The sequence below is a fragment of the Pseudoxanthomonas wuyuanensis genome (assembly GCF_900215535.1).
Lineage (GTDB): Bacteria > Pseudomonadota > Gammaproteobacteria > Xanthomonadales > Xanthomonadaceae > Pseudoxanthomonas_A > Pseudoxanthomonas_A wuyuanensis.
This window is the reverse complement of the sequence record NZ_OCND01000008.1, coordinates 101,527-118,415: the sequence shown is the minus strand read 5'-3', so window position 1 is coordinate 118,415 and position 16,889 is coordinate 101,527. Positions and strand designations below refer to the sequence as shown.

Sequence of the window (16,889 nt, the reverse complement as noted above, 5' to 3'; positions counted from 1 at the left end):
CCGCGCTTACCAGGGCTGCCAGCGCCGCGCCGATGCTGCGTCTTCGCCGCGGCCGTCATGCTCGGCGCGTTTGAGTCGCACCGCCTGCTCCCACTCGCGCTGCTGGTTGCCGCGCTCGCGCAGCCGGGCCTCGTAGGCTTCCAGGTCGGCGTAGTAATCCTTCTCGCGCAGCGGCGGGCCCGGGTAGGACGGGTCGTCCGGCGGCAGATGGCTGGCGACCAGCATGGCGTCGTTGTCGGGCAGCAGGTGGACGTAGAACTGGAACTCCAGCGCCGGGTACTCAGGCACCGGCACATCCCGGTAGTGCTCTTCGCACAGCGTCCGGACGATCAGCTGGGTTTCCGGATCGTGTTGCGGGCGGCAGCGCTTCCACGCCAGCGCCACGGTCAGGTCCTGGCGCCAGCGCCCGGGCAGGCGCAGGCAGCAGCCGTTGCGGTTGAGGTTGCCCACCGCCGAGGCCAGCGCGATGCCGTCGGCCGACACCAGGCTGACGAAGCTCAGGGTGGGATCGTTGTCGATAATCCTGACCCGCGATTCGAGCGGCGCCGGCGCGGAACAGGCGGCCAGCAACAGGATCAGGCTGACCGGTAACAGCCGGAGCATGCAGGTGCTAAGGCATCGCGGGGTTTGGCTGGAGAACACGAACATCGGTGCGGTGTCTAGGAAAAGGCGACTGCGGCAGAGAACGGCGGCTGTGCGAATGGTCGGGCGGCGGGCCGGGGCCCGACCTAGGCGCCTACACGCCTGCGTTCGGCATCCATGTCGTGGACCGGGCGCACTTCGATGCAGCCGTACCGGGTCCAGGGGAATTCGTGGGCGATGCGCACCGCTTCCTCCTGGCTGTCGGCTTCGATCAGGTTGAAGCCGGCCAGCATTTCCTTGGTTTCGGCAAACGGCCCGTCCAGCACCGTGGCGCGGCCGTTGCGAACGCGCACGGCCTTGGCGGTGGCGGCGGGTTCCAGTTGTTGCGAACCCAGCAGCTTGCCCTGCTCGCGCAGCTCATCGGCGTGGGTCAGGCAACCGCGCATCAGCCGGTCGTATTCATCGGCGGGAAGTTCCTCCAGCAAAGCGGGGTCGGTGTAGACCAGCAACAGGTATTGCATGTCTTGCTCCATGGTTGAAAAGCCGGAACGCCAGCGCGAATGATGCCCGATAACGCACCGGATCCGTTATCCGGAAGGTGGCCTGTCGCGGGCCATCGCGCTGCAGCGGATGAATCGGCTGGCGGCTGTCCGGCCGAAACTCCGGTTCTCCGCTCCCAGGTAGGGGGCCGTCCAGCGGCAAGCCGGCGTTTGAAGCCACCCGGCGCCGTGGTTCCTGCAGGAGCGCCGTCCTAGGCGCGAGCTTCTCATGACCGAATCTTTGGCCGCGGTTGTCGATCCGCATCGCCGCCGTTCGTCGTGTTGAATGAAGGCAGGCAAGCGCCAGCGCGTCGCGCCGGTCCTGAACCCATCAACCCGACTGGAGAACAACGATGAAAGTGATGGTGCTCGTCAAGGCAAACGCCGAATCCGAAGCCGGCGCAATGCCGGATCAGCAATGCCTGGAGGCCATGGGCCGCTACAACGCGGAACTGGTCAATGCCGGCATCATGCTGGCCGGCGAAGGCCTGCACCCGAGCCGGCGCGGTGCGCGGGTGCGCTTCGACGGCGCGCAGCGCAGCGTGATCGACGGCCCGTTCGCCGAAACCAAGGAGCTGATTGCCGGATTCTGGCTGTGGCAGGTGCGCTCGCTGGAAGAGGCCATCGAGTGGCTCAAGCGCGCGCCGTTCGATGGCGGCGAAGAAGTCGAACTGCGGCCGGTCTTCGAGGCCGAGGACTTCGGCGAGGCGCTGACCCCGGAACTGCGCCAGCAGGAACAGCGGCTGCGCGACCGAACCGGTGCCCAGCAGATCTGATCAGGACCGGGCGCATGGGACAGTGGTCGACCTTCGCTGAACTGGAAACCTGCCTGTTCGCCTGCACGGTGTTGTACCTGAACCTGCTGGCGCTTTCGGCGTACGCGGGACTGGCGCGCCGCCATGGCGACACCGCATCAGGCAAGGACGGCGGAAAAGTCTCGGGCAGACGCGCTCCGGTGGGACGGCGGATGAGCGGATCGGCGGTGGTCGTCCTGGTGTTGGCAATCGGCCTGGCCGCGGCGTTGTCGCTATTGGCGTGGCTGGCTTGGCCGTGGGCATGAGAGCGGCGACATGTCGGCCCGGGGATTGGATAGCCAACACTTGCGCGGCACCGGTCGCGATGGTCTGATCGGCCCTTATGACCGCGACGGACATCCATCGCACCATCGACGCGCTGTGGCGGATGGAATCGCCGCGGCTGATCGCGCGCATCGCACGCATGCTGGGCGATGTCGGGCTGGCCGAGGAAATGGCCCAGGATGTGCTGGTGACCGCGCTGGAGCGCTGGCCCGAGTCCGGAGTGCCGGACAACCCTGCCGCCTGGCTGATGGCTGCGGCCAAGCACCGCGCCATCGACCGCCTGCGCCAGCGCCAGCTGCATCAGCGCAAGCACGAAGAGCTGGCCTACGAACTGGAAGGGCAGACCGTGGCCGGCCCTGACCATGACGACCGGCTGGAGGACGATATCGGCGACGATCTGCTGCGGCTGGTGTTCGTCTCCTGCCATCCGGTGCTGTCGACCGAGTCGCAGGTCGCTTTGACGCTGCGCCTGCTGGGCGGGTTGAGCACCGAAGAGATCGCCCGCGCGTTCCTGCAGTCCGAACCCACCATCGCCCAGCGCATCGTGCGCGCCAAGCGCACGCTGACGCAGAAACAGGTGGCATTCGAAGTGCCGCGCAAGCCGGATCTGGAAGAACGGCTGGAATCGGTGCTGGGGGTGATCTATCTGATCTTCAACGAGGGCTACTCGGCCAGCGCCGGCGACGACTGGATGCGCCCGGCACTCTGCGAAGAGGCGCTGCGGCTGGGACGGGTACTGGCGGGGTTGATGCCGCAGGCGCCGGAAGTGCATGGCCTGCTGGCGTTGATGGAGCTGCAGGCTTCGCGCGCCAAGGCGCGCACCGCGGCCGACGGCGCACCGGTGCTGCTGCTGGAGCAGGACCGCAGCCGCTGGGATCGCCTGCAGATCCGGCGCGGGCTGGTGGCGCTGGAGCGGGCGCTGCAACTGGGCGGAGCGCAGGGCGCCTACACGCTGCAGGCCGCGATTGCCGCCTGCCATGCGCGCGCATTGCGGGCCCAGGACACCGACTGGCCGCGTATCGCCGCGCTGTATGAAACGCTGGCCGAAGTGATGCCTTCCCCGGTGGTGGAACTGAACCGGGCGGTCGCGCTGGGCAGGGCGACCGGACCTGCCGCCGGCCTGGCGTTGGTGGAAACGCTGGGCGATGAACCGCTGCTGCGCGGCTACCCGCAGTTGCCGGCGGTGCGCGGGGATCTGCTGGAACAGCTGGGCCGTCTTCAGGAAGCGCGCCACGAGTTCGAACGCGCCGCCACGTTGACCAACAACGCACGCGAACGCACGCTGATGCTGGCGCGCGCGCAGACCTGCGCAGAGCGCTCGGCCTGACGCGATTGGGACGGCGGGCCAGCCGGCCCGTCGCGCCGCCGCGGTTGCGCCTGCCCCTCGCCATTTGGCCGCCCGGCGCCCGCTCGGCCACGGACGTCGCCCTGCGCTATCACGTCCACTTTGCGGCCGCTGCGGCATAGTGAGGGCTGCCAATCACGGACAGGCCATGGATACCTACAAGCTGGCATTGACCCTGGTGGGGCTGGCTTTGTTGGGCGCGGCCTGGTTGCCGCATCTGCTCAAGCGGCAACCGTTGACCTTTCCGATGCTGTATGTGGCGGTAGGCGCGGCCCTGTACGCATTGCCGCTGCCGTTGCCGCCGGCCGATCCGATGCGGTTCCCGGTGGTTGCCGAACACCTGACCGAGCTGGCGGTGCTGGTGGCGCTGGTCGGCGCCGGTCTACGTATCGACACCGTATTCGGTTGGCGGCGCTGGCGTCTGACCTGGCGGTTGCTGGCCATCACGATGCCGCTGACGATTGCCGCGGGGGCCGTGCTGGGCCAGCAACTGCTGGGCTATGGCGTGGCCGCCGCAATGCTGCTGGGCGCGGTGCTGGCGCCGACCGATCCGGTGCTGGCGTCGGATGTGCAGGTGCACGCGCCCGGCAAGGGCGGCGAAGACCCGGTGCGCTTCGCGTTGACGTCCGAGGCCGGCCTCAACGACGGACTGGCGTTTCCGTTCGTCTGGCTGGCCGTCGCGCTGGCGGCCGCGGCAACCGGCGGCGAGCCGATGCAATGGCAACGCTGGCTGCTGCTGGATGCGCTGTGGCGGGTCGTTGCCGGGGCAGGCATCGGCTGGCTGGTCGGCTACGCGCTGATGCACCTGATTTTCCGCAGCCAGCGCAGTCCGCGCATTTCCGCCGGCAGCGACGGCCTGACCGCGCTGGCGATCACCCTGTTCGTGTATGGCGTGGCCGAACTGTGCGGCGGCTATGGCTTCCTGGCCGTCTTCGTCGCCGCGGTGGTGGTGCGCCAGCACGAGCGCAACCACGAGTACCACACCACGTTGAACCTGTTCGCCGAGCAGTGCGAACGGCTGCTGATGGCGTTGCTGCTGATTCTGTTCGGTGGCGTGCTGGTCAGCGGCCAACTCGGCATGCCGACGTTGCGCGAATGGGGATTCGCACTGGCCTTCGTGCTGCTGGTGCGGCCGCTGGCGGGCTGGCTGGGCATGGCGGGTTCAGGCCTGCGCCAGGGCGATCAATGGGCCATTGCGGTGTTCGGCGTGCGCGGTATCGGTTCGCTGTACTACCTGGCATTCGCCATCAACCACGCGGATTTCCCCGAGGCCGAGAGGCTCTGGTCGGTGGTGTGCCTGGTCGTCCTGCTGTCGATCCTGCTGCATGGCATCAGCGCCAAGCCGGCGATGGGCTGGCTGGACCGCCGCCGCCAGCGCAGGCAACGCGCGTCGGGCTGAGCGCGACCGGCGATCCGGCGTTCCAGCCGCAACCGCCTACTTGGCTTCGCGGAACCAGGCTTCCACGGTGCCCTTGACCTTCAGCGTCATCGGATTGCCGCGGCGGTCCTTGGACTTGCCGACCGGCACCCGGATCCAGCCCTCGCTGATGCAGTACTCCTCCACGTTGTCGCGCTCCACGCCGTTGAAACGGATGCCGATGCCGCGCTCGAGCATTTCGGCGTCATGGAAGGGGCTGCGCGGGTCGGTGGCCAGGCGGTCGGGAGGGGTCTCGCTCATCGTCGGATTTCAGGTCATGCGGCGCACCGCGTGGACGACTAGGATAAACGGCGCAGCGGTCCGGTCCAAACCCGGTGCAGGCATGCGCCGCTTCCCTTGCCGGGCGCAAACCGGCAGGATCCGCGCAACCGCCGCGCGAGAACGACGATGCAACTGCCCGATGACGATTTCGAAAGCGACGATGGCTACGACGAGCCCGGCGACGATGAGGACGGCGCGGACGCCGACGATCAGCAGGCGCTGATCTGGAATCTGCTGCTGCTGATCAACCCGGGCGACGAGGAAACCGCGCTGCGCCAGTTCGCCGCCTATCGCGATGCGCTGGCCGATGGCGAGGCCGAAGATCCGGTGTGGATCCTGAAGGATGCCATCGATTGGACCTCCGGTTTCTATGTGGACTGGAAGGACACCGAATCGCTGATCGACAGCCTCAACCAGCTGGCCGCGCGCTGGAACATCGTCATCGACTGGGGCGGCGACCCCAGCGATGAGGACTTCCTGGACGATGTCGACGTGCCGATGCTGATGGCCAGGGCCTACGACCGGTTGCGCGAGCATGGCTATACGCTGTGGACCTGGAACACCGATGGCGACGCGTACGCCGGCTGGATCGCGCTCAGCCGCGACGACGAAGGCATGCAGCAGCTGGCGGTCATGCTGGGCATAGAGATACGCCCCGGCAGCGACGCGTTCTGAGGTGGGGGGCGCCATCCCGGTCCTACGCAGGGTTGGCAGAGGGCGGAGGGAAAATCCGCCCGCTACGGGCTCTCTCCGCGCCCCTGCGCCTTGGCCCGGCGGATGATGGCGCGGACAAGCTCGCGGTCGCGGTGCCGCGATATCGGCACCGCTCCCAGCGCGATGGCCTGTTCGCGCAGCGGCGCCGGCACGTCATAGTGCGCGCCGCTGGTCTTGTTCTGGAACGCGCGCCTTGGAATGCCCAGCCGCGCAGCGAAGGCATGCAGTTCCTCCAGCGTATCGGCCATCAGATGCGCCCAGCGCTGGCCGCGCCACAGCACCACCGCATCGTCGACATAGACGCTCATCGCCCAGCCTTCGCCGGAGCCACCCGCACCATGCGCTGCATCAGGTGCTCCATGACGGCGTCCATGTCGCCGCACTTGCCCATGTGGGTCGGCGAGGTCTGGATGATCGAACTGCGCCTGGCGGTCAGCCAGTGGAAACGCGCGCGCTGCGGCAGCAGGCCGATCGGCCCGGCCTCGGCGCCGCCGCGGCAGATGCGCGGAATGCTGTCCAGGTGGCGTTGCAGCGATTCCAGATCCAGTTGCGGATCCAGCGCCAGCAGCCGTGCCGGGTCCGCTTCGATGCGCGCTTGCAGATAGCCGCTGCGCTCGCAGGAAAGGATGATGCCGACGTTGACGAACTCCTCGCGTTCGACCCGCGGCACAACCCGGATCACTGCGTAGTCGTAGCTGTCATGCGCGTGCACGGATGGCCTCCTCGACGAAGGTCTTGCGCTGCGCCAGCCGGCGCTGCAGGTAGGCGCGGTAGGCCTGCCGCTGCGTTGGCGGGTCGGCGAAGGCGTCGGGCCCCTGCAGCCAACTGTCGGGTATCGCCTCGACGATGGCGGCGACTACCGGCTCGGGCAGCTTTGCCGCCAGCTCGGGATCCGCTTCGGCCAGCCGTCCGGCCCACGGCAGCAGTACATGGTCGCGGATCAGCGCAAAGGCGCGGTCGGCGCCGTCGATACTGCCGTCCCAGCCATGATGGAAGTACAGCGCCGCGCCGTGATCGATCAGCTGCAGCTGGCGGTGCCACACCAGCAGGTTGGTGTTGCGCGGGGTGCGGTCGACATTGCTGACCAGCGCATCGAACCAGACGATGCGCGAGGCCAGATCCGCGTCCACCGGCTCGGCCACGGGGTCGAAGTTGATCGCGCCGGGAAGATAGTCCAGCGCCAGGTTGAGTCCTGCGCTGGCGCGGATCAGATCCTGGATTTCCGGATCGCCTTCGGTACGCGCCAGCTCGGGATCCAGCTCGACGAAGACGATCTCGGGAATGGGCAGACCCAGCGCACGGGCGATCTCGCCGGCCACCAGTTCGGCAATCAACGCCTTCGGCCCCTGGCCTGCGCCGCGGAACTTGAGCACGTACATGCCGTCGTCATCGGCTTCGATGACGGCGGGCATCGACCCGCCTTCGCGCAACGGGGTGACATAGCGGGTGGCGGCAACGGTACGGATCGGCATACGGCAAGGATAAGCCCTGCCCATCGAACCGGCTAACCGGATGCGAACTCAGGGCGGCGGCATCGCGCCGGACGGATTCACCGGCAGGGCGGCGGCGGGCGGCATTTGCACGTCGGCATCGGCCAGGCTGGGCCCCAGCGCCAATGGCAGGCCATCCTGCGTGATGGCATCGGCGGCAGCATGGGTCATCACCACGATGCTGATGCGGCGGTTGATCGGATTGGCCGGATTGCTCTTGTCGAACAGCACCGACGAAGACAGCCCGACCACTCGCGAAACCCTGTCTTCCTGCAGACCGCCGTCGACCAGCGCACGGCGCGCGGCGTTGGCGCGGTCGGCGCTGAGTTCCCAGTTGGAGTAGCCGCGCTTGCCGGTGTAGTGGCTGATGTCGGTATGTCCGGTGATGCTGATCGTGTTGGGCACCTGTCCGACGAAGCCGGCCAGCTCGTGCAGGATCTCGGAGGTGTAAGGCTTGAGCGCCGCGCTGCCCAGGTCGAACATCGGCCGGTTGTGCTTGTCGACAATCTGGATGCGCAGGCCTTCCGGGGTCAGGTCCAGCAGCAACTGGTCCTTGAAAGGTTCCAGCGCCTGGCTTTTGCTGATGGCTTCCTCCAGCGCCTGCATCAGCGATTCCAGCGCCCTGCTGTCGTCGGCCGCATCGGATGCGGCAGCGCCGGCCTTGCCGTGCGGGTCCTCGCCGCTGCCGCGCGGGATGTCCATGGTGCCGCCCAGCGCGATCATCGACGTGCTGGCGCCGCCCGGGCCCAGCGCGCCGGTCGCCGGGGTCATGTTCTTGCCGGCCACCGGGCTGGGGTTGCGGAAGTACTCGGAAATGGCCGCGCGCTCCTGCCTGGAGGTGGCCGCGACCAGCCACATCACCAGGAAGAACGCCATCATCGCGGTGACGAAGTCGGCGAACGCGACCTTCCACGCGCCACCGTGATGGCCGCCGCCGGCGACCTTGCGCACCCGGCGGACGACGACGACGGTTGGTTTGTCGGCCATGGTTTCCTACCGAATGACTTTCAGGTGATTCTCGAAATCGCTGAACTGCGGGCGCACCGCCGTCGGCAATGTCTTGCGCGCGAATTCCAGCGCCACCTTCGGGTTGTAGCCGCGCAGACAGGCCAGCAACGCGGTCTTGACCGACTCGTAGATGCGGCCGTCCTGCTCGGCCTGGGCCTCCACCGCCGCCGACAGCGGACCGACAAAGCCGTAGGCCAGCAGGATACCCAGGAAGGTGCCGACCAGTGCGCCGGCCACGTGCGCGCCAACCGCTTCGATCGGGCCGCCGATCGAACCCATCGTGATGACGATGCCCAGCACCGCGGCAACGATGCCGAAACCCGGCAGCGCATCGGAGACCTTGGCCAGCGCATGCGCCGGCGCCATCATCTCGTGGTGGTGCTTTTCCAGTTCCAGCTCCAGCAGCGGTTCCAGCTCATGCGGCTCGATATTGTTGCCGACCATCAGGCGCAGGCAGTCGGTCATGAAGTCCATCAGGTGGTGATCGGCCAGCACCTTGGGGTACTTGTTGAACACGTCGCTGCCGGCGGGCGCATCGATATGCGATTCCAGCGCGATGAAACCTTCCCGGCGCGCCTTGTTCAACACTTCATAGACCAGGGTCAGCACGTCCAGATAATCGCTGGACTTGTAGCGCACGCCCTTGAGCGTGGCGGGAATGGCCGCAAAGGTCGCCTTGACCGTCTTCATCGGCGTGCCGATCAGGAACGCGCCCAGTGCCGCGCCGCCGATGATCAGCAATTCGTAAGGCTGCCATAGCGCGCCGAGCTTGCCGTGCGCGGCGACGTAACCGCCCAGCACGCTGACGATCACGACAATGAAACCCACGATGATGAGCATGACAGCGGACGAAGCAGGGAGATATCCCGGTTTCGGCAGCCGCAACCGATACTTGAGCGCTGCCGGCGCAAGCCGCCGGCCAGGTCGGTTCAGTCGGCGTTCGCGGCCTCGGCGCCACCACGTTGCAGCGGGTCGGGCAGGCGCTGGCCGCGTTCGGTGAAGGCCAGCGACACCGAGTTCAGGCAGTGGCGCTCATGGGTCGGCGGCGGCCCGTCGGGGAAAACATGACCCAGATGGCTGTCGCAGCGCGCACAGACGATTTCGGTGCGGACCATGCCGTGACTGGTGTCGCGGATGGTTTTCACATGCGCCGGATCGTACGGCGCGAAGAAACTCGGCCAGCCGGTGCCGGAATCGAATTTGGCGCTGGAACGGAACAGCGGCAGCCCGCACAGGCGGCAGGTGTAGACCCCGTCCAGCTTGTTGTCGAGGAACACGCCGCAGAACGGCGCTTCGGTGCCGTGCTGCAGCAGCACCCGGCGTTCTTCGTCGCTGAGCTGCGCGGCCAGCGCCTGGCGCTGGGCCTGGCTGGGTGGGGTCAGATCGAAAGCATGCATGGCGGGCTCCAGAGGGACGGCCCGGAGGATACAGTAGCCGCTCGCGGCGGGACGCACCCGCCGGCTCTTCCCCAGATGGAGAGCCTCCTGCACGGCCGGCCGATGCGCGCCGTGCAGGAGCAGGTGTCAGCTGTCCTTGGCGCCGAACTCGTTGCGCATCCAGTCGTCCAGCATGCGCTTCTCGTAACGCAGCGGATCGGTGTCGTTGATGCTGGCATTCATCAGGAAGCTGCTGTCGCGCAATTTGCGTTCGCCCTCGGACAGCACGTTGCCGTTGGCGTCCGACAGCCTGAAGTTCAGCGTCATCCGCGGCGGGTACAGATCCTTGACGATGCGCACGTCGTTGTGGACCCGCGGGCCGGCGACCGGCAGATAGGTACCGGCGCGGCTGATGTCGGTGATGGTGACCTGCAACTGCTGCCCGGCATCCAGGCGCTTGGCGGCCTGGGTCTGGATGTACTTGGCCAGATCCACCACCCAGTTGCCGCGCTGCGCCTCCCAGCGGTTGCCGCTGTAGCGCAGCTCGGAGAACTCGGCCGGATCGGTCCATTGCACGCTGACCGGGCCGCTGGCCGGCAATTCGCGCGGGATATCGGGATCGGTGACATTGCGGCTCTTGGCCTGCGCCGCGGCGCTGAGCGCCATGGCCAGCGCCAGAGCCACCATCAGGGATAAGCGTTTCATCGGTGTCTCCTCACGTTGCCTGAAGCCCGACTCCGATTCTGCGCCCGCGCCATACGCCCGGCAACGCGTTGCGGGCCTGGCGGCCGCAACGCGTTGGGCGGCATTCATCCGGCAGCGCTGCTGCGCAACCGCTCTACATCGCGCAGCGGCGGCGCGCCGAACATGCGGCTGTATTCGCGGCTGAACTGCGAAGGGCTTTCGTAGCCGACCCGGTGGCTGGCGGTGGCCGCGTCCAGCACTTCGCTGAGCATCAGCCGGCGCGCTTCCTGCAAGCGCAGCTGCTTCTGGTACTGCAACGGGCTCATTGCGGTGATGGCCTTGAAATGATGGTGCAGCGCCGAAGGACTCATATGCACTTCGCGGGCGATGTGCTCGATCCGCAGCGGCTGGTGGAAGTTGCGCCGCAGCCAGCCGATGGCCTTGGCCACGCGATGGCCCTGGCTGTCGGCGATGCTGATGTGGCGCAGCATGCCGCCCTGTCCGCTGCGCAGCAGGCGGTACAGGATTTCGCGGATGACCAGCGGCGCAAGCAGCGCAATGTCCTGCGGCGCTCCCAGCAGGCGGGTCAGACGCAGCGCCGCGTCCAGCAGCTCGGGGTCGCACTGGCTGACGGACAGGCCGCGGGAGGGCGGAGGCAGCGGTGCCGACGCAGTCTCGGCCTGGGTGACCAGGCTGGCGATGTCGCCGGGCGACAGCCTCAGCACGAAACACAGGTAAGGCATCTCCGGGCTGGCAACGGTGACCCGGCCGGTGACCGGCAGATCCACCGATGCGACCAGATAGCGCGAAGCATCGTATTCGTAGATCTCGTTGCCCAGCATGGCCTGCTTGGCGCCCTGCACGATCAGGCACAGCGAAGGCTCCTGCACGCCGCGCATGGGTTCGCTGGGGGCGCCTATGCGCGCGAACCGCAGGCCCTCGATGGGCGTCTCGTGGATGCCGTCGCCGTCGGTGAATCGTTCAATCAGCGCCGCCAGTTCGGCGCGCTTGGCCGATAAGCCTTGATCGTCGGTGCTCATGGATTCCTCGGATAATCCGCCTTGGGGGTGGGGTTGTCCCTGATGGCGAGTCTACGCCAGCAGATTGCAGCCAAAAGCGGGGAACCGGGGGCCGTGCAGGATCGGGCAAGAACCGAGGAGGAACCGGATATCGGCGAAGACCGCGCCGTCCGCAGACTGGCCACATGCCGGCCTTCCGTGCCGGCCTCATCCCGCGAGAAATCATCATGTCCGGAATCGAAGAAAAAGTCGTCGTCGTCACCGGTGCCAGCAGCGGCATCGGCGAAGCCACCGCACGCCTGCTGGCGCAGCGCGGTGCGCGCGTCGTACTGGCCGCGCGCCGCACCGACCGCCTGCAGAAGCTGGCCGCGGACATCCAGGCCCAGGGCGGACAGGCCCGCTACAGCGCGGTCGATGTGACCCGGCTGGAAGACGTGCAGGATCTCATCGCATTCGCGCAGGAGCAGTTCGGCCGCGTCGATGTCGTCGTCAACAACGCCGGGGTGATGCCGCTGTCGGTGCTGGATGCGCTGAAGATCGACGAGTGGAACCGGATGATCGACGTCAACATCCGCGGCGTGCTGCATGGCATCGCCGCCGGCCTTCCGCTGATGAAGGCGCAAGGCGGCGGCCATTTCGTCAATCTGTCCTCGATAGGCGGCCACGCGGTCTATCCCACCGCCGCCGTCTACTGCGCGACCAAGTACGCGGTACTGGCCATTTCCGAAGGCCTGCGCCAGGAAAGCCGGGACATCCGCGTCACCGTGATTTCGCCGGGCGTCACCGCATCCGAGCTGGCCGACAGCATCACCGACCCGGCTGCCAGGCAGGGCATGGAAGAATTCCGCAAGACCGCCATCCCGGCCGAAGCGATCGCCCGCGCGATTGCCTATGCCATCGAGCAGCCGGATGAGGTGGACGTCAGCGAAATCATCGTCCGCCCGACCGCCAGCGCCTACTGAACCGGCAAGCCGCTGCGGGCGTGCCGTCACCGCGAACGAGGTGTCACGATGAAATCCAGCAAGCTACCCAGCCTGAAGAAATGGCGGATCGCCGCCACCGTGGTGGCGATCGCAGCCGGCAGCGCCCACGCCCAGGCGCCTGAAAGCGAGCGCATTCAGCGCGGCGAGGCCATCGTCGCCACGCTCAATGCCGGCCAGCCGCAGCCGACGCTGGAAGCGCTGCGCGGGGAATTCCCCTTCCTGGCCGATGCCATTGCCGGTTATGCGCTGGGTGAGGTGTGGGGCCGTCCGGTGCTGGATCCCCGCACCCGCCAGCTGGTCACGGTGTCGGCGTTCGCCGCGCAGGGCAATCTGGCGTATCTGAAGATCCACGCCGGCTATGCGCTGAACCTGGGCGTCAGCGAGGACGAGCTGAAGGAAGTGGTCTACCTGACGACGGTGCATGCCGGGTTTCCGCGCGCGATCGACGCGGCGCAGGCATTGAGCGAGCTGTTCGCCGAGCGTAGACGGGACAGCGCGCGACAATGAGGCTCCGGCGCGCTGCGTCGGCGTAGCGGAGGGCGAGTCGCATCACCCTGGCAGAAGCTGGAGCGCAACGGAGGCCCCACAACAGAGCATTCCATCGCCCGCGCTTGCGCTGCATGCGCAGGCGGAGGTGCAATAGCCCACTCCCCCGTTCGGATCCCGCATCATGGAACATCGTTATCTTGGCGCCTCCGGCTTCCGCGTTCCCGTCCTCTCTCTCGGCACCGGCACGTTCGGCGGCCAGGGCGCGCTGTTCAGCGCCTGGGGCAGCACCGATGTGGCCGAAGCGCGCCGGCTGGTCGATCTGTGCCTGGATGCCGGCCTCAACATGTTCGACAGCGCCGATGTCTATTCCAAGGGTGCGGCCGAATCGATTCTGGGCGAGGCCATCAAGGGCAGGCCGCGCGATTCGCTGATCGTTTCGACCAAGGCGACCTTCCGCTTCGGCGATGGCGAGAACCAGGTCGGCTCCTCCCGCTACCATCTGATCGATGCGGTGGATGCGGCGCTGAGGCGGCTAGGCACCGACTACATCGATCTGTTCCAGCTGCACGGTTTCGACGCGCGCACGCCGGTCGAGGAAGTGCTGTCCACGCTCAACGATCTGGTGCGCGCCGGCAAGCTGCGCTACCTGGGCGTATCCAACTTCTCCGGCTGGCACCTGATGAAGTCGCTGGCGGTGGCCGACCGCTACGGCTGGTCGCGCTATGTCGCGCACCAGGCCTACTACTCGCTGATCGGCCGCGACTACGAATGGGAGCTGATGCCGCTGGCCGCCGACCAGGGCGTCGGCGCGGTGGTATGGAGCCCGCTGGGCTGGGGCCGCCTGACCGGCAAGATCCGCCGCGGCCAGCCGCTGCCGGAAACCAGTCGCCTGCATTCGGCCGCCAGCATCGAATCCGGCCCGCCGGTGAATGAAGAGCATCTCTATCGCGTCGTCGATGCGTTGGACGAAATCGCCGCCGAGACCGGCAGGACGCTGCCGCAGATCGCATTGAACTGGCTGCTGCAGCGTCCCACCGTGTCGACCGTGGTGATCGGCGCGCGCAACGAGGAGCAACTGAAGCAGAACCTGGGTGCGGTGGGTTGGAACCTGACGCCCGGGCAGGTGGCCAGGCTGGACGCCGCCAGCGCGGTCACCAAACCGTATCCGTACTGGCATCAGGCCGGCTTCAAGTACCGCAATCCCACGCCGGTGTGATGTTCGAATCGCCGCCGATCCTCATCGGCTACCACTTACTACCGGAAACTTCCGATGCCGCAGTCCGTCAAAATCGATTTCGTTTCCGATGTGGTCTGCCCCTGGTGCGCCGTCGGCCTGAGTGCGCTGGAACAGGCCATCGCGCGGGTCGGCGATGACCTGCAGGTGGAGCTGCACTTCCAGCCGTTCGAGCTCAACCCGCAGATGGCGGCCGAAGGCGAGGATGTCACCGAACATCTGACCCGCAAGTACGGCATCGCCGAAGCTCAGGTCGCTCAGAACGGCGAAGCCATTCGCGTCCGCGGCCTGGCATTGGGGTTCGTCTTCGATATGGACCGCCGGCGCCGCATCTACAACACCTTCGATGCCCATCGCCTGCTGCATTGGGCCGGCGAGCAGGGCGCTGCCCGGCAGCGTGCGTTGAAGCATGCCCTGCTGCGCGCGTATTTCACCGAAGGCGAAGATGTGTCTTCGCACCAGGTGCTGGCGGCGGTGGCCGAACATGCCGGGCTCGATGGCGCCCGCGCCCGTGCCGTCCTGGCCGCGGACGACTACGCCGACGCGGTGCGCGCGCAGGAGGCTTTCTATCGCCAGCAAGGCATTCAGGCGGTGCCGTCGGTGATCTTCAACGGCCGTCACCTGGTGCAGGGCGGGCAGCCGGTCGAAGTATTCGAACAGGCATTGCGGCAGCTGTCGGGTATCGCCGCATCCGCCTGATGCCGAGCCGGGCCGCTTGCTTGTAGGAGCGACGTGAGTCGCGACCGCATTCCGCTAGCGGTCAATGATGGCTAGCGTGGCGCAGTCGCGACTTACGTCGCTCCTACAAGGACAGATTGGAATGCGGAGATCCGAGCAGGCCGGGCCAAGTTCCCCGCGCAGCGGCCATGCACGGCGGGGTGCGTCGGCAGCTGAAGCGGATCCGTGGGTGTTCTTATCCGATACGGCGATAGCGGGTTTCCACCGCCTTGGCTTCTTCGCCCGCGGGCGTGATGTTGAACATGGTGATGACCAGCGTGTCGTCGTCCGGTTGTTCAAGCCGCGTGCGCCAGCCCCAGGGCGGACCGCCCTGGCCGTCGCCATAGCTGCCCAGCACATTCAGGCGCGGGTCGTCGCCGGAACCCGCGCAGAACATCAGTTGCGTGCCGGTGCCGAAGCTCTCCACCCACGCGGTCTGCCACGCGTTCTCGTCCAGGTGGAAACCGTATAGCGCGATGCCCTCGATCGGTTCGTCGTTGAAACGGCTCTCATACTCGTGCAGCAGGAAGCGCCCGCCCAGCACGGAACGGATGCGGCCGCGCTGCGGCGCCTCGCAGGCCGGTTCGTCGGGCGTGAACCATAACCGGAAGCTGCCGGACCAGTCGCCCGCCATGCGTGCCAGATCGCGATGGCGGCCTTCCGCCAGCGATGCCTCGAATGCCTGTTTGCCCATCGCCAATCGCTCCGTAGCCGATGCGCCGATGATGGCATGCCCGGGAAGACAGCGGACAGCAGCCCGTCGGACTGCCCCGGGACCTGTTCAACCCCTGTCGCATGCGCAGCCAGGCGAGGCTGGCTGCGCGCAGAGCGTAGGTAATGGCAGAGCGCGCAGGTGTACCTGCGGGGACATCGGCACCCGGGGCACGGCGCGCCGGATGGCAAGCGCAGCGGGGCCTTGGACGGATCCTCAGCCGTGCCGGGCCAGCAGCACCGATTCGCGGCCCATGTCCATCACCACCGCGGTGGGGATGCCGTGATGCTCATGCAGCGTGGCGGCCAACAGCTTGGCGTTCTCGCGGGCATCGCCCAGGTGCTCGAACCACGAGCGGCCATGCTCGCCCTCATACAGCTGCCAGCCGCTGGTCCGGGCGGCGATGGTAAACAGAAGACGTGACATGGTTTTCCCTCTCCTACGGTACGAGGCCCAGGAACGGGAGCTCGCGCGGTGGGGATAGCCTGACCGCATGTGCCGGAAATCACATTAGGGAGAGCCCGCATCATCGTGTAGGAAAAATCCTACGGCGCGTTCAGTTCAGCAGCGGTTCCAGCGCCTTCCATACGTGATCGCGCAGCTTCGGCTGCGCGCTGGCCACCGGGTGCAGGTTGTCGGCCTGGAAGGCATCGCGGTCCAGCGCCACCGGTTCCAGCAGAAACGGCAGCAGCGCGACCTGGCGCTGCTTGGCCAGGGCCGTGAAGTTTTCCTCGAACCCGCGGGTGTAGTCCGGACCATAGTTGGGCGGGATGCGCATGCCGATCAGCAGCACGCGCGCCTTGGCCGATTGCGCGGCCTGGATCATCCTGTCCAGATTGGCCCGGCTCTGTTGCAGCGAAAGCCCGCGCAGGCCGTCGTTGGCGCCCAGTTCGATCACCACTACCGCCGGGCGGTGCCGCTGCAGTTCGGCAGCGATACGCGATGCGCCGCCGGCCGTGGTTTCGCCGCTGATGCTGGCGTTGACCACGCGCCAGCCGGGCTTGGTCCGGCTTACGCGTTCGGCGGTCAACGCCACCCAGCCCTGCGAGGCCGACAGGCCGTAGGCGGCCGAGAGCGAATCGCCCATCACCAGAATGGTGCGGGCCGGCGCGGTGGCGGCGGCGGCAGCCGCAGCGGTCTGCGCCATGGCCGGCAGCGCGGCCAGCGCAAGCAGGACCAGCGCCAGCCAACCAATGGCACATTGCACGCGGGCGCGGTT

Annotated in this window: 23 protein-coding genes; 9 read left to right on the top strand and 14 right to left on the bottom strand. The window is 67.3% G+C overall.

Features of this window, described 5'->3' with window-relative positions:
• Positions 1–6 precede the first annotated feature (6 nt).
• Positions 7–603 (bottom strand): DUF3304 domain-containing protein, encoded by a 597-nt coding sequence (locus CRO39_RS15730; RefSeq protein ID WP_162125731.1) that lies wholly within the window; start codon positions 601–603, stop codon positions 7–9.
• Between the two features lie 125 nt (positions 604–728).
• On the bottom strand, positions 729–1,103 hold the full coding sequence (locus tag CRO39_RS15725; protein ID WP_097123006.1) for a YciI family protein: 375 nt from the start codon (positions 1,101–1,103) through the stop codon (positions 729–731).
• A 371-nt stretch (positions 1,104–1,474) separates the two neighbouring features.
• On the opposite strand from CRO39_RS15725, the gene CRO39_RS15720 reads away from it, so the two are divergent.
• The 4 genes from CRO39_RS15720 to CRO39_RS15705 all read left to right on the top strand — a co-directional run bounded on the left by CRO39_RS15720 (position 1,475) and on the right by CRO39_RS15705 (position 4,944).
• Positions 1,475–1,897, top strand: a complete 423-nt coding sequence (locus tag CRO39_RS15720) for a YciI family protein (RefSeq protein WP_097122901.1) — start codon at positions 1,475–1,477, stop codon at positions 1,895–1,897.
• Positions 1,898–1,911: 14 nt separating this feature from the next.
• Positions 1,912–2,181, top strand: a complete 270-nt coding sequence (locus CRO39_RS15715; protein WP_097122900.1) for a hypothetical protein — start codon at positions 1,912–1,914, stop codon at positions 2,179–2,181.
• A gap of 77 nt (positions 2,182–2,258) precedes the next feature.
• A complete protein-coding gene (locus tag CRO39_RS15710) occupies positions 2,259–3,527 on the top strand; it encodes an RNA polymerase sigma factor (protein ID WP_097122899.1) in 1,269 nt (422 codons plus the stop codon).
• Positions 3,528–3,693: 166 nt separating this feature from the next.
• The gene (locus CRO39_RS15705; RefSeq protein WP_097122898.1) at positions 3,694–4,944 is read left to right on the top strand and encodes a cation:proton antiporter; all 1,251 of its coding nucleotides are present in this window, start codon (positions 3,694–3,696) and stop codon (positions 4,942–4,944) included.
• A 36-nt stretch (positions 4,945–4,980) separates the two neighbouring features.
• Here the strand turns inward: CRO39_RS15705 and CRO39_RS15700 are convergent, their stop codons facing one another.
• A complete protein-coding gene (locus CRO39_RS15700) occupies positions 4,981–5,223 on the bottom strand; it encodes a DUF3297 family protein (RefSeq protein WP_097122897.1) in 243 nt (80 codons plus the stop codon).
• Between the two features lie 153 nt (positions 5,224–5,376).
• On the opposite strand from CRO39_RS15700, the gene CRO39_RS15695 reads away from it, so the two are divergent.
• Positions 5,377–5,919 carry a DUF6630 family protein gene (locus CRO39_RS15695; RefSeq protein WP_097123005.1) on the top strand — a complete coding sequence of 181 codons (543 nt, stop codon included), beginning with the start codon at positions 5,377–5,379 and terminating at the stop codon, positions 5,917–5,919.
• A 62-nt stretch (positions 5,920–5,981) separates the two neighbouring features.
• Here CRO39_RS15695 and CRO39_RS15690 read toward each other — a convergent pair whose 3' ends face one another.
• From CRO39_RS15690 to CRO39_RS15655, 8 genes are all read right to left on the bottom strand, one after another.
• Positions 5,982–6,266, bottom strand: a complete 285-nt coding sequence (locus tag CRO39_RS15690) for a DUF4031 domain-containing protein (protein WP_097122896.1) — start codon at positions 6,264–6,266, stop codon at positions 5,982–5,984.
• Entirely contained in the window at positions 6,263–6,670 is a 408-nt protein-coding gene (locus CRO39_RS15685; RefSeq protein ID WP_097122895.1) for a DUF3037 domain-containing protein, read from the bottom strand. The genes CRO39_RS15690 and CRO39_RS15685 overlap by 4 nt, the downstream gene beginning before the upstream one ends.
• A complete protein-coding gene (locus CRO39_RS15680) occupies positions 6,657–7,424 on the bottom strand; it encodes a HipA family kinase (RefSeq protein ID WP_162125738.1) in 768 nt (255 codons plus the stop codon). Before CRO39_RS15680 ends, CRO39_RS15685 begins: the two co-directional genes overlap by 14 nt.
• A gap of 54 nt (positions 7,425–7,478) precedes the next feature.
• A complete protein-coding gene (gene motB, locus CRO39_RS15675) occupies positions 7,479–8,435 on the bottom strand; it encodes a flagellar motor protein MotB (protein WP_097122893.1) in 957 nt (318 codons plus the stop codon).
• Positions 8,436–8,441: 6 nt separating this feature from the next.
• Complete coding sequence (gene motA, locus CRO39_RS15670) at positions 8,442–9,296, bottom strand: flagellar motor stator protein MotA (protein WP_097122892.1); 855 nt, start codon at positions 9,294–9,296, stop codon at positions 8,442–8,444.
• A gap of 89 nt (positions 9,297–9,385) precedes the next feature.
• Entirely contained in the window at positions 9,386–9,853 is a 468-nt protein-coding gene (msrB, locus tag CRO39_RS15665) for a peptide-methionine (R)-S-oxide reductase MsrB (RefSeq protein WP_097122891.1), read from the bottom strand.
• Between the two features lie 126 nt (positions 9,854–9,979).
• Entirely contained in the window at positions 9,980–10,537 is a 558-nt protein-coding gene (locus CRO39_RS15660; protein ID WP_097122890.1) for a DUF3016 domain-containing protein, read from the bottom strand.
• 104 nt (positions 10,538–10,641) lie between these two features.
• Positions 10,642–11,556, bottom strand: coding sequence for an AraC family transcriptional regulator (locus tag CRO39_RS15655; protein WP_097122889.1), 915 nt, complete (start codon positions 11,554–11,556; stop codon positions 10,642–10,644).
• Between the two features lie 206 nt (positions 11,557–11,762).
• Between CRO39_RS15655 and CRO39_RS15650 the strand changes: the two genes are divergently transcribed.
• From CRO39_RS15650 to CRO39_RS15635, 4 genes are all read left to right on the top strand, one after another.
• Entirely contained in the window at positions 11,763–12,497 is a 735-nt protein-coding gene (locus CRO39_RS15650; RefSeq protein ID WP_097123004.1) for an SDR family oxidoreductase, read from the top strand.
• Positions 12,498–12,545: 48 nt separating this feature from the next.
• Positions 12,546–13,025, top strand: coding sequence for a carboxymuconolactone decarboxylase family protein (locus tag CRO39_RS15645; RefSeq protein WP_097122888.1), 480 nt, complete (start codon positions 12,546–12,548; stop codon positions 13,023–13,025).
• A gap of 163 nt (positions 13,026–13,188) precedes the next feature.
• Positions 13,189–14,223: an aldo/keto reductase gene (locus CRO39_RS15640; RefSeq protein WP_097122887.1), complete on the top strand. Its 1,035-nt coding sequence runs from the start codon at positions 13,189–13,191 to the stop codon at positions 14,221–14,223.
• A 54-nt stretch (positions 14,224–14,277) separates the two neighbouring features.
• Positions 14,278–14,940: a DsbA family oxidoreductase gene (locus CRO39_RS15635; protein ID WP_097122886.1), complete on the top strand. Its 663-nt coding sequence runs from the start codon at positions 14,278–14,280 to the stop codon at positions 14,938–14,940.
• Between the two features lie 214 nt (positions 14,941–15,154).
• Here the strand turns inward: CRO39_RS15635 and CRO39_RS15630 are convergent, their stop codons facing one another.
• The 3 genes from CRO39_RS15630 to CRO39_RS15620 all read right to left on the bottom strand — a co-directional run bounded on the left by CRO39_RS15630 (position 15,155) and on the right by CRO39_RS15620 (position 16,817).
• Positions 15,155–15,652, bottom strand: coding sequence for a DUF1579 domain-containing protein (locus tag CRO39_RS15630; RefSeq protein WP_097122885.1), 498 nt, complete (start codon positions 15,650–15,652; stop codon positions 15,155–15,157).
• 234 nt (positions 15,653–15,886) lie between these two features.
• The gene (locus CRO39_RS15625; RefSeq protein ID WP_097122884.1) at positions 15,887–16,096 is read right to left on the bottom strand and encodes a hypothetical protein; all 210 of its coding nucleotides are present in this window, start codon (positions 16,094–16,096) and stop codon (positions 15,887–15,889) included.
• 130 nt (positions 16,097–16,226) lie between these two features.
• Entirely contained in the window at positions 16,227–16,817 is a 591-nt protein-coding gene (locus CRO39_RS15620; RefSeq protein WP_097123003.1) for an arylesterase, read from the bottom strand.
• Positions 16,818–16,889 lie beyond the last annotated feature (72 nt).